Source organism: Pseudoxanthomonas sp. LjRoot143 (genome assembly GCF_964252945.1).
Lineage (GTDB): Bacteria > Pseudomonadota > Gammaproteobacteria > Xanthomonadales > Xanthomonadaceae > Pseudoxanthomonas_A.
In genome coordinates this window covers 2,698,353-2,723,722 of the sequence record NZ_CAXUPM020000001.1, presented here as the reverse complement: position 1 = coordinate 2,723,722, position 25,370 = coordinate 2,698,353, and the positions used below count along the sequence as shown (strand labels likewise).

Below are 25,370 nucleotides of genomic sequence, written 5' to 3'. Positions count from 1 at the left end.
ACGCATGGCGCAGGGTAATGCCGCCGGTGCACTGGCAGGCGCAGGCAAGTTCACTGAACTCCGCCAGCGCCTGCTGTTCGTCCTGGGTGCGCTGATCGTCTACCGGATCGGCTGCTTCATCCCGGTCCCGGGCGTCAATCCCGATGCCATGCTTGCGATGATGCAGGCGCAGGGCGGCGGCATCGTGGACATGTTCAACATGTTCTCGGGCGGCGCCCTGCACCGTTTCAGCATCTTTGCGCTGAACGTCATGCCCTACATCTCGGCATCGATCGTGATGCAGTTGGGCGTGCACATCTTCCCCAGCCTGAAGGCGCTGCAGAAGGAAGGCGAGTCCGGTCGCCGCAAGATCACCCAGTACTCGCGCATCGGTGCCGTGCTGCTGGCGATCGTGCAAGGCGGCAGCATCGCCACCGCGCTGCAGAACCAGGTTGCGCCGGGCGGCATGCCGGTGGTCTACGCGCCGGGCATGGGCTTCGTGCTGACCGCCGTCGTGGCGTTGACCGCGGGCACCATCTTCCTGATGTGGATCGGCGAGCAGGTGACCGAGCGCGGCATCGGCAACGGCGTCTCGCTGATCATCTTCGCGGGCATCGTCGCGGGCCTTCCGGGTGCGGTCATCCAGACCGTCGGTGCGTTCCGTGACGGCACGCTGAGCTTCATCTCGCTGTTGATCATCGCGGTCGTGGTGCTGGGCTTCACGTTCCTGGTGGTGTTCGTGGAGCGGGGGCAGCGACGGATCACGGTGAATTACGCGCGCCGCCAGGGCGGTCGCAACGCGTACATGAACCAGACCTCGTTCCTGCCGCTGAAGCTCAACATGGCCGGCGTGATTCCGCCGATCTTCGCGTCCAGCATCCTGGCCTTCCCGGCCACGCTGGCGATGTGGTCCGGCCAGAACAGCGGCGCGACCACGTGGTTGCAGCGCATCTCCAATGCGCTGGCCCCGGGTGAGCCGCTGCACATGATCGTGTTCGCCGCGATGATTATCGGCTTCGCGTTTTTCTACACGGCCCTGGTGTTCAACTCGCAGGAAACCGCCGAGAACCTGAAGAAGTCGGGCGCACTGATCCCGGGCATCCGTCCGGGCAAGGCGACGGCCGACTACGTCGACGGCGTGCTGACCCGCCTGACGGCGATCGGTTCGATGTACCTGGTGGCGGTCTGCCTGTTGCCGGAAGTGATGCGCACGCAGCTGAACACCTCGTTCTACTTCGGCGGTACGTCGCTGCTGATCGTGGTGGTGGTGGTGATGGACTTCATCGCGCAGATCCAGGCGCACCTGATGTCGCATCAGTACGAGAGCCTGCTGAAGAAGGCGAATCTGAAGGGTGGTTCGCGGGGCGGTCTTGCCCCCCGCAACTGAGATATAATCGCGGGCTTACCGCACCAGTCCAGCCCTCATGGCTGGCTGACTTAGATGGGCGGCCCCCGCAGCGATCCGGTGCGGGGGTGCGAACCGGCCAGTCCCTGCGCCAGAGTAGCGCGGGCGGGGCGGGACCAGGGGAGACCCCGGTCCTGCGCCAGGCAGGTTCCGGCGCCGGAGCATGGGCACACTCCCCATGCCGGTCCGAAACCGGCTCTGCCGGCTCGGGCTTCCCGTAAACACCGGATCTTGTTAGAATTTCCAGTTCACTCCGCCTGTCTGCGCGAATCCCGCCCGGGATGACCGTACACGGGCCAATACTCACAGTTGGAGAACCGCGTCATGGCGCGTATTGCAGGTGTCAACCTGCCTGCCCAGAAGCATGTCTGGGTCGGTTTGCAAAGCATTTTCGGCATTGGCCGTACCCGTTCCAAGAAGGTCTGCGAAGCCGCTGGCGTCGCCTCGACCACCAAGATCCGCGACCTGTCGGAGCCGGAAGTCGAGCGCCTGCGCGCCGAAGTCGGCAAGTACGTCGTCGAGGGCGACCTGCGCCGTGAAGTCGGCATCGCGATCAAGCGCCTGATGGACCTGGGTTGCTACCGCGGTCTGCGCCATCGTCGCGGCCTGCCGCTGCGTGGCCAGCGCACCCGCACCAATGCCCGCACCCGTAAGGGTCCGCGCAAAGCCATCAAGAAGTAAGGGGCGACCATCATGGCCAAGCCAGCTGCTGCCAAAGTCAAGAAGAAGATCAAGCGCGTCATCACCGACGGCGTCGCCCACGTCCACGCTTCTTTCAACAACACCATCGTCACCATCACCGACCGCCAGGGCAATGCGCTCTCGTGGGCGACCTCGGGTGGTGCCGGTTTCCGCGGTTCCCGCAAGTCCACGCCGTTCGCGGCGCAGGTCGCAGCCGAAAAGGCCGGCCGTGCAGCACTGGACTACGGCGTGAAGTCGCTGGAAGTCCGCATCAAGGGCCCGGGTCCGGGCCGTGAGTCGGCCGTGCGTTCGTTGAACAACGTGGGCTACAAGATCACCAACATCATCGACGTGACGCCGATCCCGCACAACGGGTGCCGTCCGCCGAAAAAGCGTCGCGTCTAAGGGGGCGATAAGAAATGGCTCGTTATATCGGTCCTACCTGTAAGCTCGCGCGCCGCGAAGGCGCCGACCTGTCGCTCAAGAGCCCGGCCCGTGCGCTGGACTCGAAGTGCAAGCTGGAGCAGAAGCCCGGCCAGCACGGCGCGACCGCCCGCAAGGGCAAGCTGTCCGACTACGCCACCCAGCTGCGCGAGAAGCAGAAGGTCAAGCGTATCTACGGTCTGCTGGAGCGTCAGTTCCGCAACTACTACAAGAAGGCCTCGACCAAGAAGGGCAACACCGGCGAGAACCTGCTGCAGCTGCTGGAAACCCGTCTCGACAACGTCATCTACCGCATGGGCTTCGCCGTGACCCGTCCGGCCGCCCGCCAGCTGGTCTCGCACCGTGGCGTGCTGGTCAATGGCAAGCCGGTCAACCTGCCGTCCTACCAGGTCAAGGCCGGTGACGCGATCGCGCTGTCGGAGAAGGCCCAGAAGCAGCTCCGCGTGCAGGAGTCGCTGACCGTTGCCGAGCAGCTCGACCTGAACCCGTCGTGGGTTGAAGTCGACGCCAAGAAGTTCAGCGGCGTGTTCAAGGCGGTTCCGGCGCGTTCGGACCTGCCCGCCGACATCAACGAAGCGCTGATCGTCGAGTTGTACTCGAAGTAATTCATTCACGCACCCCCGGGCGACCGGGGGACCGCAGGAGACAAAGCAACATGACGGGTATTACTCAGCAAGTGCTGCGCCCCCGCGGCCCGCAGATCGAGCGCCTGACCGGCAATCGCGCGAAAGTGGTCATCGAACCGCTGGAGCGTGGTTACGGCCATACGCTCGGTAATGCGTTGCGCCGCGTGCTGCTGTCGTCGATCCCCGGCTTCGCGATCACCGAAGTCGAGATCGATGGCGTGCTGCACGAATACAGCACCATCGAAGGCATGCAGGAAGACGTGCTGGAAGTGCTGTTGAACCTGAAGGATGTGGCCATCCGCATCCACAGCGGCGACTCCTCCACGCTGAGCCTGGCCAAGCAGGGCCCGGGCGTGGTCACCGCCGGCGACATCAAGACCGACCACAACGTCGAGATCCTGAATCCGGAACTGGTCATCTGCAACCTGACCAAGGACACGGCGCTGAACATGCGCCTGAAGATCGAGCGTGGTTTCGGCTACCAGCCGGCCGCTGCCCGTCGTCGTCCGGACGAAGAGACCCGTGCGATCGGCCGCCTGGTGCTGGACGCCTCGTTCTCGCCGGTCCGTCGCGTCGCGTACGCGGTGGAAGCCGCACGCGTCGAGCAGCGCACCGACCTGGACAAGCTGGTCCTGGACATCGAAACCAACGGCACGATCGATGCCGAGGAAGCCGTGCGCACCGCCGCCGACATCCTCAGCGACCAGCTGTCGGTGTTCGGTGACTTCACGCACCGCGACCGCGGCGCGCCGAAGCAGGCTGCCAGCGGTGTGGATCCGGTGCTGCTGCGCCCGATCGACGACCTGGAGCTGACCGTGCGTTCGGCCAACTGCCTGAAGGCCGAGAGCATCTACTACATCGGCGACCTGATCCAGAAGACGGAAGTCGAACTGCTCAAGACCCCGAACCTCGGCAAGAAGTCGCTGACCGAGATCAAGGAAGTCCTGGCGCAGCGCGGCCTGTCCCTGGGCATGAAGCTGGAGAACTGGCCGCCGGCCGGTGTCGCCCAGCACGGCATGCTTGGTTGATGAAGTGATACGGAACTCCCGCGTTCGCGCGGGAGTTCTGTTGTTTCAAAGGTTCTACCTCGTCGACGGACCTGAAGGCCCGCGACGCTCCGGTCAAGGATGGCCGGTCCGGACCACCCGCAGTCCACTGCTTCAACGCCAGGACGGCGACAGCGAAATCCAACGTCCCATCATTCAACAGGAATCCAATCCATGCGCCACCAGAAAGCCGGTCGCAAGTTCAACCGCACCAGCGCCCATCGCGAAGCGATGTTCCGCAACATGGCCGCCTCGCTGATCAAGCACGGCCTGATCAAGACCACCCTGCCGAAGGCCAAGGAACTGCGCCGCGTCGCAGAGCCGCTGATCACCCTCGGCAAGATCGATGGCGTGGCCAACCGCCGCCTGGCGTTTTCGCGCCTGCGCGACAAGGAAGCCGTCGGCACGCTGTTCACCACCCTCGGCCCGCGCTACCAGTCGCGTCCGGGCGGTTACCTGCGCATCCTGAAGTGCGGCTTCCGCGCCGGCGACAACGCCCCGATGGCGTACGTCGAGCTGGTCGACCGCCCGGAAGCGGCGGCCGAGTAAGCCTCGCGCCCTGCAGGACACCAGAAACCCCGGCGAATGCCGGGGTTTTTGTTTTCGGATGGGTACCGACGTGTCCCGGTGGATGCGGCAGATCGCCGCAAGGTGACGTACGGCCCATTACGCGTGGATAATGCGGGCAAGACCTTACGCCACCGGTGCCGATGAATCCTCTTCGCTGGAGTTTCCGCGCGCAGTGCTTCCTGGGTTTCGCGATCTGCGCGGGCCTGCTGGGTTATGCGCTGTACGTGCAGTTCGTTCACCAGTTGGAGCCGTGCCCGTTCTGCATCTTCCAGCGTCTGGCCTTCGCGGCGACGGGTGTGATGTTCCTGCTCGGGGCGCTGCATGGCCCGCGGCGGCCGGGCGGGCGCAAAGCGTACGGTGTGCTGACCTTCCTCGGCGCGGCGACCGGCATCGGCATTGCCGGCAAGCACGTGTGGGTCCAGCTGTACCCACCACTGATGCCGAGCTGCGGTCCCGGCTGGGACTACATGATCGAGAACAACACCTGGCTCGGTGTCGTGCAGAAGGTGCTGGCGGCCAAGGGCGACTGCAGCACGATCGATTGGAGTTTCCTCGGCCTGACCATGCCCATGTGGAGCCTGGTGTGGTTCGTGCTGCTGGCGGTCTGGGCGCTCTGGATCGGCTTTCGCGCTCGCAGGACCTCGACCTTCCGCTGATTTGACGCGGCGCACCAATCTGGCACGATGGTGGGCCCCCAGGAGTCCACCATGAACCCGTCCGACCGCAACCTGCGCGCCGTCTCCCTGCCGCCGAACTGGGCGCCGGACAGCTGGCGCGCGCGGCCTGCGATGCAGATGCCCACCTATCCGGATGCCGCCGCGCTGGAGTCCGTGCTGGGCGAGCTGCGCCAGCTGCCGCCGCTGGTGACGTCGTGGGAGATCTTTTCGCTGAAGAAGCAGCTGGCCGAGGCGCAGGAAGGCAAGCGCTTCCTGCTGCAGGGCGGCGACTGTGCCGAGAATTTCAGCGACTGCGAGTCCGGGCTGATCTCGAACCGTTTGAAGGTGCTTCTGCAGATGAGCCTGGTGCTGGTGCACGGGCTGCGCCTACCGGTCGTGCGCGTCGGCCGCTTCGCCGGGCAGTACGCCAAGCCGCGTTCGGCGGACACCGAGACGCGCGATGGCGTGTCGCTGCCCAGCTACCGTGGCGACGTGGTCAACGCGCCGGAATTCACCGCCGAGGCGCGTGTGCCCGATCCGCGGCGCATGATCAAGGCGCATGCGCGCTCCGCCATGACGATGAACTTCGTGCGGGCGCTGATCGACGGCGGCTTCGCCGACCTGCACCATCCCGAATACTGGAACCTCAACTGGGTCGGTTACTCGCCGCTGGCGGCGGAGTACCAGCAGATGGTCGCCTCCATCGGCGATGCGGTGAGGTTCATGGAGACCCTGTCGGGCTCCGAAGTGCACAACCTCAACCGGATCGATTTCTACACCTCGCACGAGGCGCTGCTGCTGCCTTACGAGGAAGGGCTGACCCGCGAGGTGCCGCGCCAGTGGGGCTGGTTCAACCTCAGCACGCACTATCCGTGGATCGGCATGCGTACCGCCGCCGTCGATGGCGCGCACGTGGAGTACCTGCGCGGCGTGCGCAACCCGATCGCGATCAAGGTCGGTCCCTCGGTCACCCCGGACCAGCTGCTGCGGTTGATCGACGTGCTGAACCCGGAGGACGAAGGCGGGCGCCTGACCTTCATCCACCGCATGGGCGCGGCGCAGATCGCCGACAAGCTGCCGCCGCTGCTGGACGCGGTGCGCCGCGATGGCCGTCGCGTGCTGTGGGTCTGCGACCCCATGCATGGCAACACCGAAAGCACCAGCAACGGGTTCAAGACGCGCCGCTTCGACAACGTGCGCAGCGAGGTGGAGCAGTCGTTCGACCTGCATGCCGCCGCGGGAACGCGGCTGGGTGGCGTACACCTTGAGCTGACCGGCGAGGACGTCACCGAATGCACCGGTGGCGCGCGCGAGCTGACCGATGCGGACCTGGAGCGGGCGTACCGCTCGACCGTCGATCCGCGACTGAACTACGAGCAGTCGCTGGAGATCGCGATGAGCATCGTGCACAAGCAGAACCAGCTGGCCGCTCCCGCCGCGCGCTGAGCGGTCGTCGCGTCGCTTTTACCGCGCCGGGTTGTCGGCGCCGGTGGCGTTCTGCGGGATCTCCCAGATCGTGTCGCGGGCGTAGAGTTTCGCGAACTCCGTGGCTGGCAAGGGTTTGCTGAAGTAGTTGCCCTGCAACTCGTCGCAGCCGTTGGCCGCAAGCCAGGCCGCCTGTTCCAGGGTTTCGACGCCCTCGGCGATGGTGCGGCATTGCAGCTGCGCAGCGAGGCTGATGATGGCGCGCGTGATGGCGGCCTGGTTGGGCTCGGACACATCACGGACGAACGACTGGTCGATCTTCAGCACGTTGAAGCCGTAGTTGCCCAGATAGCTGAGGCTCGAGAAGCCGGTGCCGAAGTCGTCGATGGCGATGCGCACGCCCAGGGCCTTCAACGCCCGCAGCGTGCGGTCGGTGCGTTGCACGTCGCGCATCAGCGTGGTCTCGGTGACTTCGAGCTCGAGGAACTCGGCAGGCAGCCCGCTGTCCTGCAGTGCCTCCACCACGGTGTCCACGAGGTCGTCCGTATCGAAGTTCGCGGCGGCGACGTTGACGGAGACGCGGATCGGCGGCAACCCCGCCTGTTGCCAGATCCTGTTCTGCCGGCAGGCGGCGCGGATCGCCCACTGGTCGATATCGACGATGAGGTTGGTTTCCTCGGCGATCGGCAGGAACTCGCCCGGCATGATCAGGCGGTCGCCGCGCTGCCAGCGGGCCAGGCCCTCGACACCGACGATGCGACCGCTGACACGATCGACCTGCGGCTGGTAGTGCAACGAGAGATCGCCGTTGCGCAGGCTGCGGCGCAGGCTGTTCTCCAGTTCGATGCGCGCGTCCACGCTGGTGGCCAACTCGCGCGTATAGAAGCGCGTGGCATTGCGGCCGTTGCGCTTGGCCAGGTACATGGCGGCGTCGGCGCGCATCATCAGCGTGGCGGCGTCGTAGCCGTCCTCGGGGAACAGGCTGATGCCGATGCTGAATGCCTGGTGCAGCTCGTGCGAGGCTACCGTGTACGGCGTACCGGCGAGGGCCAGCAGCCGGTCGGCGATCTGCAGCACGCTGTCGCGCGACAGGATGTCGGGCAGCAGCACGACGAACTCGTCGCCGCCGGTGCGGTACACGGTGCCGAGATTGCCGATGTTGCGCTGGATACGACGCGCCACCTGCTGCAGCAGTTCGTCGCCGGTGTGGTGGCCGAGCGCATCGTTGACGTGCTTGAACAGGTCCAGGTCGAGGAACAGCACCGCGATGCCGTTGCCATGGTTGGTGGCGTGCGTGATGGCCTGCCCGAGGCGCGCGTTGAGCTGCAGCCGGTTGGGCAGGCCGGTCAGTGCGTCGTGGTGCGCGAGATAGGTCATGCGCGAGCTGAGGGCACGCGACTCGGTGATGTCGCGCAGGACCATCACCGTGCCGACCATGCGCTCATCGCGATCGTGGATGGCGGACAGCGAACGTTCCACCAGCAAGCGGCTTCCGTCGCGGCGCACCAGCTGCAGGTCGCCCGGAAGCCCGGTCGGATGCAACCCGTCCTCGTCCTCGGATGACGCGATGCGTGCCAGCGATGCCACCTGGTCCAGCGGCTCGCCGAGTGCCTGTTCGAGACTCCAGCCGCAGAGCGCTTCGGCGGTCGGATTCATGTACGTCACGCGGCTCGCCACGTCCACGGTGATGACGGCCTCGCTGATGGAGGTCAGCGTGACCTCGGCCAGTTCGTTGGCGTCGTGCAGCGCGTGTTCGAGGCGGGTCTTTTCGGTGACGTCGACCGCCATCACGAAGAAGCCCGAGACGGTGCCTGTGTCGTCGACATCCGGCGTATAGAAGCTGTGCATCCTCCGGGTGCCGTCGGCGGTGGAGAAGCTGCTTTCGAATTCGCCTTCGCGTCCGGCGAGCGCCGCCTCGATATGCGGCGTGCGCCGCTGGTAAGCGTCTTCACCGAACAGGTCGCGCATGGTCGTGCCTGCCCGGGGAGGCGTCCGCCAGCGGACCTGCTCGGCGAACGCGCGGTTGTGGAAGACCAGGCGTTGCTGCGTATCGAACTGCGCAATCAGGGCGGGCAGGCGATCGGTGACGCGCTTGAGGTGGTCGCGGGCCATGGCAAGCTCGCGGTGCGCCTGCACCTGCTCGCTGACATCGTTCCCCATCAGATACCAGCCAGCGATCTTCCGGCCCGACGCGACATCCGGCACCAGGTACAGGTGGACCGCGCGCGCGGGCTGCCCCAGCTCGGTTTCCCATGCGATCCAATGGTCCGGCGTGCAGTCCCGCATCGCGCGCCTGAGCGAGGCGAGGAAGCCCGGGGCATCGGCGTGAACCTCGTCCACGGGGCGATCGTTCCAGCCCTCGGGCGATCCCGACCACGCACGGCAGGCGCGATTGGCGAAGCCGTAGCGGCCGTTGCCGTCGATGTAGGCGATCAGGGCAGGGAGGTGGTCGGCCACGGCGTCCAGCAGTGCGCGGCTGCGGCGCTCGGTGCGCGCGAGATTGTGCAGCAGCAGGAACAACAGCACGCCCAGGCCGATGCCGCACAACGTCAGCAGTGCGATGGAGGCCAGCCCGGGCAACGCCTCGCGCAAGGGGGGCGACTGCAGGACGAGGCGCCAGTCGCTTCCCAGCAGGCGGAGTTCGCGCTGCGCGGTGAAGGCGGGCTGCCAGCCTTCGCCGTGGCGGGCCTTCAGCGTCCCGGACTGGAAGATCGGCGCGTCGCCGGAATCGCGCGCGAGCAGCTGGAGATCGAACTCGCCGCTGCCCGCGTGGCCCACCGCGTCCTCCATCACGCGCTGCCAGCCGAAGCCGGCGGTGGCGAAGCCGCGCAGCAGGCGCCGCCGGGCCTCCATGCTTCCGCGTGCGTCGACCGGATCGGCGTAGACCGGCGCGTACAGCAGGAAGCCGGCGAGGCCGGTGCTGCCTTTGGCAGCGTCGCCCAGCGCAACCAGCGGCGCCGAAGCCAGCTCGCCGCTGTCGCGCGCGGACTCGATGGCGCTGCGACGCGAGGCCTCCGCCATCACGTCCTTGCCGAGCAGCGGCCGCATGCCGGGTGCCGCCGGATAGAGCAGGTCGATCACCACGTACTCGGCACGATCGCCGGAGGGGTGGATGGCGAACCCATCGCCATAGTGCGCACGTTGGGCGGCGACGTAGGCGTCGCGCTCTCCCAGCTGCACGCGGCGGGCGAAACCCAGTCCATGCACGCCGGCATGGCGGGTGGGCACTTGCAGCTTCTCGACGAAGGCCAGGAACTCGTCCTGCCCGATGTCCTCACGCCCCTCGAGCACCGCGGCGGCGGCGCGCACGGTGTCTTCGTAGGCGTTCATGTGCGTGGCGACAGCGGTGGCTACGGCGTCGGCACGGGCGTCGAACTGCGCACGGGCGTGTTCCCGTGCCTGCTGCCAGGCCGTGGCGCCGGCCCACAGGGAGAGCAGGCAGGCGATGACCAGTACGCCCCACGCCAGCGAATTCAGATTGCGCTGCCGTCGGCGGGCGGTGGACTCCGATCCACTGAACGCCCGCAGTTCCGATGCCCGGTCCGCGCCTGACTCCACGCGTGAGATCCCCGCCTGCTGGTTGGCGGTTATGACGCCACGAACGGAGATCGCCTGCAAGCGCTTCCGTGCACAAAATGGCTCACACTTATCTACGCGACCTCAGCGCCGTGGCGTGCGCGGTGGCAGAGTGGGCCAGTACTCCGGTGGCTTGCGTGCCCGCGTGCGTTGTTCATAGTCGTAACCCAGCGCGATCAGCTGAGCCTCGCTCCATGCCGGACCGATGAACACGACGCCAAGCGGCAGGCCATCGCTGTGGCCCATCGGGATGGTGAGGCTGGGATAGCCGGCCACGGCCGCTGCACCGTAGCCGGCGCCGGGAAAGTGATCGCCTGCCTTGTGGTCGGTCAGCCAGGCCGGTCCGGTGGTCGGCGCGATCAGCGCGACCAGTTGCTGGGCCTTGAGCGCGGCATCGATGCCTTCCGGCCCCGCCAGCCGGCGCGCACGGCTGCGGGCGGCGATGTACTCCGCATCCCCCAGTCCGCCCTTGGCATTGGCCTGTTCGAACAGTTCCTGGCCGAAGAACGGCATCTCGGAGACGCGGTACTGCTCGTTGTAACCGATCAGCTGCGTCAGCGTCGTGAGCGGCGCACGGCGCTCCGTCAGGTACCGCTCCACGCCGTGCTTGAACTCGTACAGCATCAGCTGGAGTTCGTCCTCGTTCCATTGGCCATCGGTGGGGATCTCCGCATCCACGATGATCGCGCCGGCTTCGCGCATCACCTGGATCGCGCCTTCCAGTGCGGCCGCCGCGTCGGGGTGGATCGCCGCCTTGCTGCGCAGCACGCCGATACGGGCGCCCTTGAGCGCACCTGGTTTCAGGCGCGCGCTGTAGTCGAGTGTGGTGTTCCAGGCGGCCTGGGTGGTCGCCGCATCCGCGGTATCCCGGCCGGCCAGCGCGGCGAGCAGCAGGGCCGCGTCCGACACGCTGCGGGCCATCGGGCCCGCGGTGTCCTGGCTGTGCGAAATCGGCAGGATGCCTTGCCGACTGATCAGGCCAACCGTCGGCTTCAGTCCCACGATGCCATTGATGGCTGCCGGGCACAGGATGCTGCCGTCGGTTTCGGTGCCTACGCTGATCGTGGCGAGGTTGGCCGACACCGCCACCGCACTGCCCGAGCTCGACCCGCAGGGGTTGCGGTCCAGGGCGTAGGGGTTGCGGGTCTGGCCACCGCGTCCGCTCCAGCCTGAGGTGGAATGCGTGGAGCGGAAATTGGCCCACTCGCTCAGGTTGGTCTTGCCGAGGATGACCGCGCCGGCGTCGCGCAGCCGGCGGACCAGGAAGGCGTCCTGGCCCGGACGGAAATCCTTCAGGGCCAACGAGCCGGCCGACGTGGCCATCGGCACCGCGTCGATGTTGTCCTTCAGCAACACCGGGATGCCATGCAGCGGCCCGCGCACGGTGTTGGCGCGCCGTTCGACGTCGCGCAGCGCGGCTTCCTTCAGGGCATCGGGATTCAGCTCGATGACGGCATTCAGTTGCGGCCCGGTCTTGTCGACGGCGGCGATGCGGTCCAGGTAGGCCTGGGTGAGCTTGCGGCTGTCCAGTTCGCCCGACTGCATGCGCGACTGCAGGTCGGCGATGTCGAGCTCGGCATAGATGAAGTCGGTCGGCGCGGGTGCCGTCGCGGCCGGTGGCGTCGCCGGCTGGCAGGCGGCCAGGGCGAGCGTCAGGCAGAACGGCAGCAGGAGTCGACGCATGCAGTCACCTTCGCGGGGTTGCCGCAGGCTACGCAGCGGCCGGGCCGTGCGTCAAATGTTCTTGCGGCGGCGGATGTCGCGCCAGAGCACCCAGACGATCACGAGGTTGACGACCAGCAACGCCGCCGTGGGCCAGCCGGGGTGGCGGTACAGCGCATTGACCTCCAGCGGCAGGTAGGCGGCCGAGCCGATGCAGCCCAGCCACGACGCCCAGGCGCGCGCGCGCCACAGACCCCACGCCTCCAACAGCCGCATGGCGGCGTAGACAGCGATGATCAGCACCGCGATATGGACGGACTCGGGGTTGATCTTGTCCAGCCACTGGCCCATCACGCCGGGACCGGCGCTGGGAACGAAGCGGCTGATGATCGCCTGCACGCTCTCGCGCAGGCGATCCGGGCCCAGCGCCAGCAGTCCGCCGGCGAAGGCCAGGGCCAGCACGCCCTTGGCGCCCTCGAACAGGGCGATGGCGTGCAGGCCGGGATGCGCCCTGGGATCCGGGTTGTACGCGGAGGTCTCCAAGGCGCGGTGCGGCGATCAGGCGGCGCGCGAGGCGCGCTTGCGGTCGCTTTCCGTCAGGAACTTCTTGCGCAGGCGGATTTCCTTCGGCGTGATCTCGACCAGCTCGTCGTCGTCGATGAAGTCCAGTGCCTGTTCCAGCGAGAACTTGATCGCCGGGGTCAGCTGGATGGCATCGTCCTTGCCCGACGCGCGCATGTTGGTCAGCGGCTTGGTCTTGATCGCGTTGACGGTCAGGTCGTTGTCCTTGGAGTGGATGCCGATCAGCTGACCTTCGTACACGTTGTCGCCTTCGGCGGCGAACAGCTTGCCGCGCTCCTGCAGCGGGCCCAGCGAGTAGGCCGGCGTGGCGCCCGGCGCATTGGCGATCATCACGCCGTTGAGGCGCTTGGCGATGGCGCCCTGTTCCTTCGGGCCGTAGTGGTCGAACACGTGGAACAGCAGGCCCGAGCCCTGGGTCAGCGTCTTGAACTCGTTCTGGAAGCCGATCAGGCCACGCGCCGGGATCTGGTAGTCCAGGCGCACGCGGCCCTTGCCGTCCGGCTCCATGTTCTTCAGCTGGCCCTTGCGGACGCCCAGCTTCTCCATCACGCCGCCCTGGTGGTTTTCTTCCACATCGACGACGAGCTGCTCGATCGGCTCCATCTGCTGGCCGTCGATTTCCTTGATGATTACTTCCGGACGCGACACGGCCAGTTCATAACCTTCGCGGCGCATGTTCTCGATCAGCACCGACAGGTGCAGCTCGCCACGGCCGGAGACCAGGAACTTGTCCGCGTCTTCCAGCTGCTCGACCTTCAGCGCCACGTTGTGCACGGTCTCGCGCTCCAGGCGCTCCTTCAGCTGGCGGCTGGTCAGGAACTTGCCGCCCGACAGGTCCTTGTTGCCGGCGAACGGCGAGTTGTTGACCTGGAAGGTCATCGAGATCGTCGGCTCGTCGACGGTCAGCGCCGGCAGCGCTTCCGGGGTGTCCAGCGCGCAGACGGTGTCGGAAATCGTCAGGTCCTGGATGCCCGAGATGGCGACGATGTCGCCGGCCTCGGCGCTGTCCTGCTCGATGCGCTCCAGGCCCAGGAAGCCCAGCACCTGCAGCACCTTGCCCTGGCGCTTCTTGCCTTCGCGGTCGATGACGGCGACCGGCATGTTCTTCTTCAGCGTGCCGCGCTGGATGCGGCCGATGCCGATGACGCCGACGAAGTTGTTGTAGTCCAGCTGGCTGATGCGCATCTGGAAGGCGCCTTCCGGATCCACTTCCGGCTTCGGCGCGTGCTGCATGATCGCTTCGTACAGCGGGGTCATGTCGCCACCGCGCACGCTGTCTTCCAGGCCGGCGTAACCGTTCAGCGCCGAGGCGTAGACGATCGGGAAGTCCATCTGCTCGGGCGTGGCGCCCAGGCGGTCGAACAGGTCCCACACCTGCTCCACGACCCATTCCGGACGCGAGCCGGGGCGGTCGACCTTGTTGATCACCACGATCGGCTTGAAGCCCATCGCGAACGCCTTCTGGGTGACGAAGCGGGTCTGCGGCATCGGGCCGTCCATCGCGTCGACCAGGATCAGCACGGTGTCGACCATCGACAGCACGCGCTCGACCTCGCCGCCGAAGTCGGCGTGGCCCGGGGTGTCGACGATGTTGATGCGGTTGCCCTGCCAGGTGATGGCGGTGTTCTTGGCCAGGATCGTGATGCCACGTTCCTTTTCCTGGTCGTTGCTGTCCATCACACGCTCGGCCAGCACGGTGCGCTCGGAGAGGGTGCCGGACTGCTTCAGCAGCTGGTCGACGAGGGTGGTCTTGCCATGGTCGACGTGCGCGACGATCGCGATATTGCGGAGGTTTTCGATGGACATGGATTCTGGGATCGGAAAAGCGCACCCGGATACCCCCTTGCAAAGGGGCAGGGCGCGAGGACGTGGGCGGAAAGAAGCGGCGTATTATAGCGGGCTGCGGTGCGCTAAGCACCTGATTTATCGAAAAACGCCAGAATGAACGCCGCCGTGGGGGCCAGCCCTTGAAATCCCGGTCCGGCGCCGTGATCTGGCAACAGGGCCGGACCTGCCTGGCAGACCCGGCGCTCCCCCTTCGCCATCCCGGTCGTCGCCGACCGGGCTGACGGGCCCGCTGCATCCGCCCCGCGAGTGCCCCGCGCACGCAGGAGGCTGCCGGCAGTGCCCCGCCGTTCCCTCAATCACCCTTGGAGAACCGTTCCATGAGTCAGCTGACCGCCACCTTCGACACCTCGCGCGGCCCGATCACGATCGAGCTTTATCCCGACAAGGCCCCGCTGACGGTGGCCAATTTCGTCAACCTGGCCAAGCGCGGCTTCTACGACGGCCTGAACTTCCACCGCGTGATCCCGGACTTCATGATCCAGGGCGGCTGCCCCGAGGGCTCCGGCCGCGGCGGTCCGGGCTACCGCTTCGAGGACGAGACCAACAACGGCGTACGCCATGAGCGCGGCGTGCTGTCCATGGCCAATGCCGGCCCGAACACCAACGGCAGCCAGTTCTTCATCACCCACGTGCCGACTCCCCACCTGGATGGCCGTCACACTGTGTTCGGCAAGGTCCTGGAAGGCCAGGACGTCGTGGATTCGGTGAAGCAGGGCGACCTGATCACCAAGGTGACCATCGCCGGCGACACCGAGGCCGTGCTGGCCGCCAAGGCCGAGCGTGTGGCGGAGTGGAATCGCTTCCTGTCCGCATGATGGAATGAAAGGGCCGGTCACTGACCGGCCCTTTCTCTTTGGGAGCACCACCATGAAGGACCATTGCCTGCGCCTGATGCGCGCGGCCCTGCTGCTCGTGACCGTCGTGATGGTGGCGTCGTGCCGTCAGGATGCCGATGACTCCATCGAGGCGGTGCCGGAACTGGAGGCGCCCTCGTCGGAAAGCTTCCAGCGCAGCCTGGAAGGATTGTGGAGCACCGAGAAGAGCGAGGGCGATGATGCGGAAACGCTCTATCTCTTCGAATGGCAGGCGGCCGGCGGGCTGCGCGTGGTGCGCGACGGCGCCTGGCTGGATGGCAAGGTCGAGGACGTCGACCTGGACAACGGCACGCTGGCCCTGCACGTGACCTCGGACAGCGGGCCGAGCGAAACCGTCACGGTGCGCAAGGTGCCGGACGCCACGACGGAAGATGCATTCACCCTGCGCATCACCTGGGGCGGTGGTCAGACCGAGGACTTGGGATTCGTGCGCCGGCTGACCGCGCGCGACCGCGAGCATGTCGCCGAGGCGATCCGGACGGCCGGGCAGGCTGAAGGCGGCCCCTGCGACACCGACGCGCCCGCGGGCAGCGTGCGCGCGGCGCTGGTCTGCGGTCACGAGGAGTTCGGCGCGCTGGATGCCGGAATGCGCAGGGAGTTCAAGGAGCTGGCCGACCGGTATCCCGACGGCGACCGGACGGTGGCCGCCGCGACCCGGCAGCTGGATGCCTGCGATTCGCCGTCCTGCCTGCGCGCGGCCTACGCCCAGTGGCAGGCCTATTTCGACGAGAATTACGACCTGGGCGACGTCGTCGACTACCAGTGAGCGACTCCTGTTGAACCCGGCGGGCTAGACCATGGGCTAGTCGGTCGCGGTGGGGTGCCGTGATACCATTTTGCGCCGCAAAAACGACGGCGGCGACGCTCCTTAACCGTTCCCACGCGAGGTTGTGCAATGCCCCTGCTTGCCCGGCGCATCGGTCGCGCCAAGCCAAGTGCGATCATGGCGGTGGCCGAGAAGGCCAAGAAGCTGAAGGCCGACGGCCGCGACATCATCAGCTTTTCGATCGGCGTTCCGAATTTCCTGCCCGGCGACCACGTCTACCAGGCCGCGCGCGACGCACTGGCGAAGGACTCCGGCCAGTACGGCAGCAACCGTGGCACCGATGCGTTGCTGGATGCCTTCCTGCAGCACATCGAAGCGCTGGGCCTGACCGGCTACACCCGAGCCAACCTGTCCACCGGCATCGGCGCGAAGCACATCCTGTACAACCTGGCCGAGTCGCTGCTCGACGAGGGCGACACCATCGCCTATCCGTCGCCGTACTGGACCACGTACGCCGACATCGCCGACATCGTCAATGCCAAGGCCGTGCCGCTGCCGTGCCCCGCGAGCCAGGATTACAAGCTGACGCCGTCGCAACTCGACGAAGCACTGGCGACGCACGCGCCGAAGGTCTTCCTGTTCAACAACCCGTCCAACCCGACGGGCATGGTCTATACGCGCGATGAAGTCGCCGCGCTGGCCGACGTGCTGGTGAAGTATCCGGATACCTGGATCATCACCGACGACATCTACAACCGCATGCTGTTCGACGGGCTGGCCTACACCAACTTCGTGCAGGCGCGGCCGGAACTGCGCGAGCGCACGGTGTTCGTCGACTCGCTGTCGAAGACCTATGGCATGCCGGGCTGGCGCGTGGGTTTCATGGCCGGTCCGGAGTCGGTCGCGAAAGCGCTGACCACGATGAACTCCAACCACATCACCAACGTGCCGGAAGTGGTCAACGCCGCCGCGATCGCCGCGCTGACCGGTCCGCAGGACGTGCCCGCGCAGAAGAACGCCGAATTCCAGGCCAAGCGCGACCAGGTGCTGGCAGCGATGGAGGCGATCCCGGGCGTGGTCTGCCCGCGTCCGCAAGGCGCGTTCTACGTGTTCCCCGACATCAGCTGCGCGTTCGGCAAGTCGCACAATGGCGTGAAGATCGAGAACGACGTCGACTTCTGCAACGTGCTGCTCGAGGCGAAAGGCGTGGCCTGCGTGCCGGGTTCCGCGTTCGGCGAGCCGCGCGCGCTGCGCATCAGCTACACCTGCCCGACGCCGCAGCTGGCGCCGGGCCTGCAACGCTTCCAGGAATTTTTCGCCGAGTTGAAGTAACCGCACTGTGGGCCGCGGCCCACGCTGTCCCCACGCGGCGGGCCGCTGCCCGCCCTACGAAAACCCGAGGATCCGCATCATGAAAACCCCCGTCCGTGTTGCCGTCACCGGCGCTGCTGGCCAGATCGGCTACGCGCTGCTGTTCCGCATCGCCTCCGGCGAAATGCTGGGCAAGGACCAGCCGGTCATCCTGCAGCTGCTCGAGCTGCCGCTGGAGAAGGCCCAGGCCGCGCTGAAGGGCGTGATCATGGAGCTGGAAGACTGCGCGTTCCCGCTGCTGGCCGGCATCGTCGGCACCGACGATCCGGAAGTCGCGTTCAAGGACGTCGACGTGGCCCTGCTGGTCGGTGCGCGCCCGCGCGGCCCGGGCATGGAGCGCAAGGACCTGCTGCTCGAGAACGCCAAGATCTTCACCGCCCAGGGCGCCGCGCTCAACAAGGTCGCATCGCGCAACGTCAAGGTGCTGGTGGTCGGCAACCCGGCCAACACCAATGCCTACATCGCGATGAAGTCCGCGCCGGACCTGCCGTCGAAGAATTTCACCGCCATGCTGCGTCTGGACCACAACCGCGCGCTGTCGCAGCTGGCCAACAAGGCCGGCGTGGCCGTGGGCGATATCGAGAAGCTGGTCGTGTGGGGCAACCACAGCCCGACCATGTACCCGGACTACCGCTTCGCCACCGTCAACGGCAAGTCGCTGAAGGACAGCATCAACGACGCCGACTGGAACGCCAACACGTTCATCCCGCAGGTCGGCAAGCGTGGCGCCGCGATCATCGAAGCGCGCGGCCTGTCGTCGGCCGCGTCGGCCGCCAACGCCGCCATCGACCACGTCCGCGACTGGGTGCTGGGCAGCAACGGCAAGTGGGTGACGATGGGTATCCCGTCCGACGGCAGCTACGGTATCCCGGAAGGCGTGATGTTCGGCTTCGCCGTCACCACCGAGAACGGCGAGTACACGATGGTCAAGGATCTGCCGGTCGATGCCTTCAGTCAGACCGCGATCGACAAGACGCTGGGCGAACTGGAAGAAGAGCGCAGCGGCGTGGCGCACCTGCTGGGCTGATCCGCCAGCATCTGCCGTGAGTCCAGGAACGCCGGGCATGCCCCGGCGTTCTTGTTTCGATCCGTCCGGTTGAAGGGAGTCGACATGATCGTTCCGAAGTATTGGGCCGAAGGACGGCTCCAGCACCGCGCGAAGGGAAGGCAGATCACGGTCCGCCGCTTTGGCTGGTCCGACCTCAGCCTGGATGACGCGCAGGCGTTGGCGGATGCGCGTACGCGCGAAGCATTCGAGCGTGTGCTGGCGGGTGAGCCGTTGCCGCGCCGCGAAGGCAAGCAGCCGTACAACGGCGCGGTGGGCGTGCCGATCCGCGAGGAGATCGTTTCGCGGGAAGGCGACTGCGTCATCACCCGCAATTCCTATGGTGCGCTCTGCCTTAATACGCCGAACGCTTTGTTCGTGGATATAGACCTGCACGACCCGGGACCGGAGCCGGCGCTCAGGCGCAAGGTTCGATGGCCGCTGCTGGGCCTGGCAGTGGTGATCGGTCTGGCAGCCTCATCGTGGCTGGTCGGCATCGTGGCGGTCGTCGTCTCGCTGTGGCTGGCCGCATGGATCAGCCGTCGCATCCACGCATCCCGCATGGGCAGGGACGGTGGTCCGGAGGCACGGGCGGATCGTCGGATCGAGGCCTTTGTCGAGCAGCATCCGGACTGGCAGCTGCGTCAGTACCGCACTCCCGCGGGTATCCGGCTGCTGGCGATGCATCGCGCGTTCGATCCGCACGAGCCGGCGGTCGAAGCCTGTTTCACCGCGTTGCAGACCGATCCGGTGTACGCCGTGATGTGCGTGCGCCAGCATTGTTTCCGCGCACGCGTCAGCCCGAAGCCGTGGCGCATCGGCATCAATCGGCATATGCGGCCACGTCCGGGCACCTGGCCGATCAACCCGGAGCGCATGGCCGATCGCATGCAGTGGGTGGCCGACTACGAGCGGCGTTCAGATGGCTTCGCGGCGTGCCGCTATGTGCGCACGCTGGGCGACGGGCGCACCGACGCCGGCATCGACACCGTGCGCATCGTGCACGACCGCCTGTGCCGCGCGGACAGCGCGTTGCCGCTGGCGTGATGGACGGCCGGCCGCCGCGCCTGCATGCGACCGCGTGTCCCATGCGACCAAGGTAGGAGGGCCGCTGCCACAGCGCGGGACTATGCTCGTCCCAGTCGCTGCATCTGGGAGGATCGCATGGCATACGAAGACGTCTATCGGCGCTCGATCGAGCAGCCCGAGGCCTTCTGGGGCGAGGAGGCCAAGGCGATCCACTGGCACGTCCCGCCGCAGCAGATACTGGACTATTCGACGCCGCCGTTCCGCCGCTGGTTTGTCGGTGGGCAGACCAACCTCTGCTACAACGCGATCGATCGTCATCTCGCCGAGCGCGGCGATCAGTTGGCGCTGGTGGCGGTATCCACCGAAACCGACGTCACCCGCGAGCTGACCTACCGCGAGCTGTATCGCGAGGTGAATGCGTTCGCGGCGGTGTTGAAGAAACTCGATGTCGGCCGCGGCGATCGTGTCGTCATCTACATGCCCAACATGGCCGAAGCCGTGTTCGCCATGCTCGCCTGCGCGCGCATCGGTGCGGTGCACTCGGTGGTGTTCGGCGGTTTCGCTGCGCACAACCTGGCGCTGCGCATCGACGACGCACAGCCCAAGCTGCTGATCGCCGCCGATGCCGGCAGCCGGGGCGGCAAGGTCATTCCCTACAAGCCGCTGGTCGATGAAGCCTGCGCGAAGGCGCTCACGCCGCCACCGAAGGTGTTGATCGTGTCGCGAGGGCTGGATCCCGCCGAGCCGAAGGTCGCCGGGCGCGACGAGGACTACGCCACGCTGCGCGCCGAGGTTGGCGATGCGGAGGTGCCGGTGGAATGGCTGGAGTCGAACGAACCCAGTTACCTGCTCTACACCTCCGGCACCACCGGCAAGCCGAAGGGCGTGCAGCGCGATGTTGGTGGCTATGCGGTGGCGATGGCGCTGTCGATGCGCACGGTGTTCGATGTCGGGCCGGGGCAGGTGATGTTCTCCACCTCCGACGTCGGCTGGGCCGTCGGCCATTCGTACAACGTGTACGGGCCGCTGATCGTCGGTGCGACGTCGGTGCTGTACGAAGGGCTTCCGATCAATCCGGATGCCGGCATCTGGTGGGCGCTGTGCGAGCAGTACGGCGTGCGCACGATGTTCTCGTCGCCGACGGCGGTGCGTGTGCTGAAGAAGCACGACATCGATTTCATCAAACGCCACGATCTGTCCGAACTGAAATACCTGTTCCTCGCCGGCGAGCCGCTGGACGAACCGACCGCGCACTGGATCACCGATGCGATCGGCAAGCCGGTGATCGACAACTACTGGCAGACCGAAACGGGTTGGCCGGCGCTGACGCTGCTGCCCGGCCTGGACATGAAGCCCGTGCGGTTCGGCTCACCCGGCTTCCCGAATCTCGGCTACCGGATGAAGGTGATCGACGAGGCGTCCGGTGAGGAAGTCGGTCCCGGACAGAAGGGCGTGCTGGTGATGCAGCCGCCGCTGCCGCCGGGCTGCATGACCACCATCTGGAACGACGATGCGCGTTTCCTGTCCAGCTACTTCAGCCACTTCAAGGAGCTGCTGTACAGCTCGCTGGACTGGGCGATCCGCGACGAGGACGGCTACACCTTCATCCTCGGCCGCACCGATGACGTCATCAACGTCGCCGGCCACCGCCTGGGCACGCGCGAGATCGAGGAATCCGTCTCCGGCTTCGCCGCGGTGGCGGAAGCGGCCGTGATCGGCGTGGCCGACGAGCTGAAGGGGCAGGTGCCGGTGGTGTTCGCCACGTTGCGCCAGGCCACCGACGAGCCGCACGAACGCGTGCAGGCCGCCGATGGCATGCGCCGCACCGTCGAGCAGAGTCTCGGCGCGGTGGCGCGGCCGGCACGCGTCTACATCGTCAACGCGCTGCCGAAGACGCGGTCGGGCAAACTGCTGCGGCGTTCATTGCAGGCGCTGGCGCAAGGCGCCGATCCTGGCGATCTCTCGACGCTGGACGATCCGAACGCGCTGGAGGAAGTGAAGCGCGCGCTGCTGCGCGGACCAGAAGTCGGCAGCTGAGACGCGTCAGCGGACCGGCGGCGAGGGCGTCGCCGGATCCACGTCGCCGTCCAGCGTCCACACCACGTCGCGGCCTTGCGGGTCGCGGCTGAGCACGAAGCGCGCCGAAGCGCCTGGCGTAAGCGGCATCGGCGAACCTACGTCTTCATCGTTGTCGTCATTGGCTTCGATGACGGTGCGTTCGCCCGTATGCCCCGCAATCGGCACGATGAACAGGCCGCGTGCATCGATGCTGCGGCGCGCCTTCTTCTTGCCGAGGTCGCCGACGTCTGCGATCGCGCCACCGGTCTCGGTCAGCGGATTGCGGAAGTTGACCAGCACGTCGGCGCGCGTCGGCGGATGGCCCGGCACGGAAAGGATGCCGCCGCGCAGCATCAGATCCGGCCATACGTCGCCGTTTTCAGGAAGATCGCGGTACAGCGCATGCGACACGCCGGCATGGCGGCCGGTGGCGATGCTGTCGAGCGCCGCCACCAGGCCGAGGAAGTAGAGCTTGCGCAGGCGCTGCTTCTGCACGTCGCCTTCGATGCCGCCGGCTTCGATCAGTACGGTGCTGGCACCCCACTGCGTGGTCAGGTCGCCGAACGCGCGGGGATCGAACTCCTCGTCCCAGCGTGCGATGTGGCCGGCCAAGTACGGTTCCAGCGCGATGCGGATGACCCCGGCCACTTCGATGGCGCGCGTGCGCACGTCGTTGACGTCGGCGGCATGGTTGTAGGGCGGCGACAGCAGCGCGATGGCCGTGCCGCGATCCGAGTCGCCTGCGCGATAGCCGACGCGCTGGTCGTGCAGGTTGAAACCATAGGTCGGCTTCACCTGGTCGAACAGGGCTTTCAGCGTGCGCGCCTCGGGCGTCGCCAGCATCCGCGCATCGCGGTTGAGGTCGATGCCTTGCGCGTTGCGGCGCTGGAAACGCGCGGCACCGTCGGGGTTCACGATCGGGAAAAAATGGAGCGTGGTGTTCGCCCGCAATTGCTTCACCAGTGGATGGTCAGCGTGTTCGCCCAGGAAGCGGAACAGGTCGGCCAGCGCCATCGACGCCGTGCTTTCGTCGCCATGCATCTGCGACCACAGCAACACGGAGGTCTTGCCGGTTCCCCAGCGCACGTGGCGCAGTGGACGGTCCTCGACGCTGCGTCCGATCTCGTCGATGCGGAAGCCATGGCGTTTGTCCAGCAGCGGCGTGGCGATCGACCACCAGTGCTCGGCATTGAACGTACGGTCGTCCAAGCCGGCCGCACGCAGGTCGGTGTCGTACAGCGCATCCAGATCGGACAGCCAGCTCGGTGGCGGTGGAACGGGCGTGGTGGCGCGCGACGTCGCGGTCACGTCGGGTGCTTCGGTGTTCCGGGCGATGGTGGTGGGGGTCATCATCGTCAGCAGCAGGCACAGGGCAAGGGCAGGGCGCATTGCATCAGCGGGTGGAAAGCGGACGACCGCAGGGTCTCCGCCTGGGCCGGTGATGTCAAACCGGCATGCCGGATCGGCGCCAGTGGATCACACCGATGTTGTCGGCGGCGTGACACCGGTATAGCTCGCACGTGGGCGGATCAACCGGCCCTGCGCCTGCTGTTCCAGCGCATGCGCCAGCCAGCCGGCGAGACGGCCGGCGGCGAACATCACCAGCGCCGGCGTCGCCGGCAGGCGGTTGAGGTGGCAGATCGCGGCGAGCATGAAGTCGATGTTCGGACGCAGCCCGCTGATCTCTTCGGTGGCGGCGACCAGCGTTTCCAGTGCGGCCATCTCGCGCGTGCCGGCATGGCGCAGGCGGGCGCGCGCCAGCAGCTCCGCGCCGCGCGGATCGCCGTTCGGATACAGCGCATGGCCGAAGCCGGGCAGGTCGTCGCCGCGTTGCCAGCGCTGTGCGATGAAGGCACGTGGCGAACGGGCTTCGTAGGCGTCGCCGATAAGCGCGTAGGCGCGGGCGGTCGCACCGCCGTGGCGCGGACCGGAGAGTGCCGCCAGACCGCTGCACACGGTCGCGTGCAGGTGTGCGCCCGTGGAGGCCACCACGCGTGCGGCGAAGGCGGATACGTTGAGTTCGTGGTCGGCGCAGACGACCAGCGCGGCGCGCACCAGTTCGGCGAAGCCGTCATCTCCCGGGTGCCACGCCTGTGCGAGCACGCGATGCACGGGCGCGTCGGAGGGTGGCCGCGCCACCAGCAGCGCCGCGTTGTGGCGCAGCAGCCCGGCGGCGATCTCGTGGCGCACGCGCGGCGCCGAGCTGAAGGAGTGGCGTACGTCGAGTGCGAGCAACGGGATGGCTGCCATCGCGCGTTCCAGCGGCGGCAGCGAGGCGTCGCCGGCGAGCGGTGCGACGACCGTCGGCCATCGTGTCAACGACGGCTCGGCGAACGGATCGTCCTCGCCGCCGCCCCAAAGCTGACGGGCAACGTCTTCCAGCGTGGCGCCTTCGTGCACCATCGCGATCGCCGAGCGGCCGCGGTAGTAGGGGCCGTCGGGACGGATCAGCGAAATCCGCGTCTCCAGCACGGGCAGGCCGCGGTCCAGGCTCTGCGCCGCACCGCGGGCCGCGCCGCGCCCCACCTGTTTGCGCTGCGCCAGCCGCTCCACGTCCTGCAGCAGGTAGAGGCGGCTGCGATGGTCCTTGCCCGGACGCGACTCCAGCAGGCCGCGGCTGACATAGGCGTACAGCGTGGCCTGGCTGATGCCCAGCAGGCGGCAGGTCTCGCGCGCGGTCAGCAGGTCGGTGGAGGACGCCATGCGAAAGTATTGATTGATTCGATCAAGATTGATCAACCCTGCGGATAGTGCCAGATTTGCGACCCGAAGAGGGGCGTACCCTTCACGCACCTCCGGCGGCCGGCACGTCCGGGCGCCAGATCGACAGGAGTTCCCATGAGTTCCGTTTCCGCAGGTGCGAAATTCCGCGCCGCCCTCGCCGCCGAATCGCCGCTGCAGGTGATCGGCGCCATCAACGCCAACCATGCCCTGCTGGCCAAGCGCGCCGGCTACAAGGCGATCTACCTGTCGGGCGGCGGTGTCGCCGCGGGCTCGCTGGGCCTGCCCGACCTGGGCATCAATACGCTGGAAGACGTGCTGATCGATGTCCGTCGCATCACCGATGTTTGCGACCTGCCGCTGATGGTCGACATCGACACCGGCTTCGGCCCCAGTGCGTTCAACATCGAGCGCACGGTGAAGTCGTTGATCAAGGCCGGCGCGGCCGCCTGCCACATCGAGGACCAGGTCGGCGCCAAGCGCTGTGGCCATCGTCCCGGCAAGGAGATCGTGTCGGCCGGCGAGATGGTCGACCGCGTCAAGGCCGCCGCCGATGCCAAGACCGATCCGGACTTCTTCCTGATCGCGCGCACCGACGCCATCCAGGTCGAGGGCGTCGATGCTGCCATCGAACGCGCCATCGCCTGCGTCGAGGCCGGCGCCGACGGCATCTTCGCTGAAGCCGCCTACGACCTGCCGACCTACCAGCGCTTCGTCGACGCGGTGAAGGTGCCGGTGCTGGCCAACATCACCGAGTTCGGCAAGACGCCGCTGTTCACCCGCGACGAGCTGGCCTCGGTCGGCGTGGCGATCCAGCTGTATCCGCTGTCCGCATTCCGCGCCATGAACAAGGCCGCCGAGAACGTCTACCAGGCGATCCGCCGCGACGGTCACCAGCAGAACGTGGTCGATACCATGCAGACGCGCGAAGAGCTGTACGACCGCATCGGCTACCACGCCTTCGAGCAGAAGCTCGATACCCTGTTTTCCGCAAAGAAGTGAGTA

21 protein-coding genes are annotated in these 25,370 nt (G+C 67.0%); 15 read left to right on the top strand and 6 right to left on the bottom strand.

Annotation, left to right across the window (positions count from 1 at the left end; all coding sequences use genetic code 11):
* Positions 1-4: 4 nt before the first annotated feature.
* From secY to ACSQ1W_RS13150, 8 genes are all read left to right on the top strand, one after another.
* On the top strand, positions 5-1,366 hold the full coding sequence (gene secY, locus ACSQ1W_RS13185; RefSeq protein WP_192272437.1) for a preprotein translocase subunit SecY: 1,362 nt from the start codon (positions 5-7) through the stop codon (positions 1,364-1,366).
* Positions 1,367-1,708: 342 nt separating this feature from the next.
* Positions 1,709-2,065: a 30S ribosomal protein S13 gene (rpsM, locus tag ACSQ1W_RS13180; protein WP_062352394.1), complete on the top strand. Its 357-nt coding sequence runs from the start codon at positions 1,709-1,711 to the stop codon at positions 2,063-2,065.
* Between the two features lie 12 nt (positions 2,066-2,077).
* Entirely contained in the window at positions 2,078-2,470 is a 393-nt protein-coding gene (gene rpsK / locus ACSQ1W_RS13175; protein ID WP_055941307.1) for a 30S ribosomal protein S11, read from the top strand.
* A 14-nt stretch (positions 2,471-2,484) separates the two neighbouring features.
* The gene (gene rpsD / locus ACSQ1W_RS13170; protein ID WP_055941309.1) at positions 2,485-3,114 is read left to right on the top strand and encodes a 30S ribosomal protein S4; all 630 of its coding nucleotides are present in this window, start codon (positions 2,485-2,487) and stop codon (positions 3,112-3,114) included.
* A gap of 50 nt (positions 3,115-3,164) precedes the next feature.
* Positions 3,165-4,163 carry a DNA-directed RNA polymerase subunit alpha gene (locus ACSQ1W_RS13165; protein WP_056878832.1) on the top strand — a complete coding sequence of 333 codons (999 nt, stop codon included), beginning with the start codon at positions 3,165-3,167 and terminating at the stop codon, positions 4,161-4,163.
* A gap of 192 nt (positions 4,164-4,355) precedes the next feature.
* Entirely contained in the window at positions 4,356-4,730 is a 375-nt protein-coding gene (gene rplQ / locus ACSQ1W_RS13160; protein ID WP_142124587.1) for a 50S ribosomal protein L17, read from the top strand.
* 161 nt (positions 4,731-4,891) lie between these two features.
* On the top strand, positions 4,892-5,407 hold the full coding sequence (locus ACSQ1W_RS13155; RefSeq protein ID WP_436044100.1) for a disulfide bond formation protein B: 516 nt from the start codon (positions 4,892-4,894) through the stop codon (positions 5,405-5,407).
* Between the two features lie 51 nt (positions 5,408-5,458).
* On the top strand, positions 5,459-6,853 hold the full coding sequence (locus tag ACSQ1W_RS13150; protein ID WP_436044098.1) for a class II 3-deoxy-7-phosphoheptulonate synthase: 1,395 nt from the start codon (positions 5,459-5,461) through the stop codon (positions 6,851-6,853).
* Between the two features lie 18 nt (positions 6,854-6,871).
* On the opposite strand, the gene ACSQ1W_RS13145 is transcribed toward ACSQ1W_RS13150, so the two are convergent.
* The 4 genes from ACSQ1W_RS13145 to typA form a co-directional block, all read right to left on the bottom strand.
* Positions 6,872-10,390: a bifunctional diguanylate cyclase/phosphodiesterase gene (locus ACSQ1W_RS13145; RefSeq protein WP_436044096.1), complete on the bottom strand. Its 3,519-nt coding sequence runs from the start codon at positions 10,388-10,390 to the stop codon at positions 6,872-6,874.
* A 102-nt stretch (positions 10,391-10,492) separates the two neighbouring features.
* Complete coding sequence (locus ACSQ1W_RS13140) at positions 10,493-12,091, bottom strand: amidase (protein WP_436044094.1); 1,599 nt, start codon at positions 12,089-12,091, stop codon at positions 10,493-10,495.
* A gap of 51 nt (positions 12,092-12,142) precedes the next feature.
* Positions 12,143-12,613, bottom strand: a complete 471-nt coding sequence (locus tag ACSQ1W_RS13135) for a DUF2127 domain-containing protein (RefSeq protein ID WP_192272423.1) — start codon at positions 12,611-12,613, stop codon at positions 12,143-12,145.
* A 15-nt stretch (positions 12,614-12,628) separates the two neighbouring features.
* On the bottom strand, positions 12,629-14,458 hold the full coding sequence (typA, locus tag ACSQ1W_RS13130; protein ID WP_192272421.1) for a translational GTPase TypA: 1,830 nt from the start codon (positions 14,456-14,458) through the stop codon (positions 12,629-12,631).
* 359 nt (positions 14,459-14,817) lie between these two features.
* Here typA and ACSQ1W_RS13125 point away from each other — a divergent pair, with 359 nt between their 5' ends.
* The 6 genes from ACSQ1W_RS13125 to prpE all read left to right on the top strand — a co-directional run bounded on the left by ACSQ1W_RS13125 (position 14,818) and on the right by prpE (position 21,623).
* A complete protein-coding gene (locus ACSQ1W_RS13125) occupies positions 14,818-15,315 on the top strand; it encodes a peptidylprolyl isomerase (RefSeq protein ID WP_436044091.1) in 498 nt (165 codons plus the stop codon).
* 4 nt (positions 15,316-15,319) lie between these two features.
* Positions 15,320-16,141, top strand: coding sequence for a hypothetical protein (locus tag ACSQ1W_RS13120; RefSeq protein ID WP_436044090.1), 822 nt, complete (start codon positions 15,320-15,322; stop codon positions 16,139-16,141).
* Positions 16,142-16,270: 129 nt separating this feature from the next.
* Positions 16,271-17,473, top strand: coding sequence for a pyridoxal phosphate-dependent aminotransferase (locus tag ACSQ1W_RS13115; protein WP_436044088.1), 1,203 nt, complete (start codon positions 16,271-16,273; stop codon positions 17,471-17,473).
* Between the two features lie 79 nt (positions 17,474-17,552).
* Positions 17,553-18,539: a malate dehydrogenase gene (locus tag ACSQ1W_RS13110; protein WP_436044087.1), complete on the top strand. Its 987-nt coding sequence runs from the start codon at positions 17,553-17,555 to the stop codon at positions 18,537-18,539.
* An 84-nt stretch (positions 18,540-18,623) separates the two neighbouring features.
* On the top strand, positions 18,624-19,604 hold the full coding sequence (locus ACSQ1W_RS13105; protein WP_436044085.1) for a hypothetical protein: 981 nt from the start codon (positions 18,624-18,626) through the stop codon (positions 19,602-19,604).
* A gap of 117 nt (positions 19,605-19,721) precedes the next feature.
* The gene (gene prpE, locus ACSQ1W_RS13100) at positions 19,722-21,623 is read left to right on the top strand and encodes a propionate--CoA ligase (RefSeq protein ID WP_436044083.1); all 1,902 of its coding nucleotides are present in this window, start codon (positions 19,722-19,724) and stop codon (positions 21,621-21,623) included.
* 6 nt (positions 21,624-21,629) lie between these two features.
* Here prpE and ACSQ1W_RS13095 read toward each other — a convergent pair whose 3' ends face one another.
* Both ACSQ1W_RS13095 and ACSQ1W_RS13090 read right to left on the bottom strand, forming a co-directional pair.
* Positions 21,630-23,033 carry a M14 family zinc carboxypeptidase gene (locus ACSQ1W_RS13095; protein WP_436044081.1) on the bottom strand — a complete coding sequence of 468 codons (1,404 nt, stop codon included), beginning with the start codon at positions 23,031-23,033 and terminating at the stop codon, positions 21,630-21,632.
* Between the two features lie 87 nt (positions 23,034-23,120).
* Positions 23,121-24,347 carry a citrate synthase family protein gene (locus ACSQ1W_RS13090; protein WP_436044079.1) on the bottom strand — a complete coding sequence of 409 codons (1,227 nt, stop codon included), beginning with the start codon at positions 24,345-24,347 and terminating at the stop codon, positions 23,121-23,123.
* A gap of 135 nt (positions 24,348-24,482) precedes the next feature.
* Between ACSQ1W_RS13090 and prpB the strand changes: the two genes are divergently transcribed.
* Positions 24,483-25,367 (top strand): methylisocitrate lyase, encoded by an 885-nt coding sequence (gene prpB, locus ACSQ1W_RS13085; RefSeq protein WP_192272402.1) that lies wholly within the window; start codon positions 24,483-24,485, stop codon positions 25,365-25,367.
* Positions 25,368-25,370: the final 3 nt, after the last annotated feature.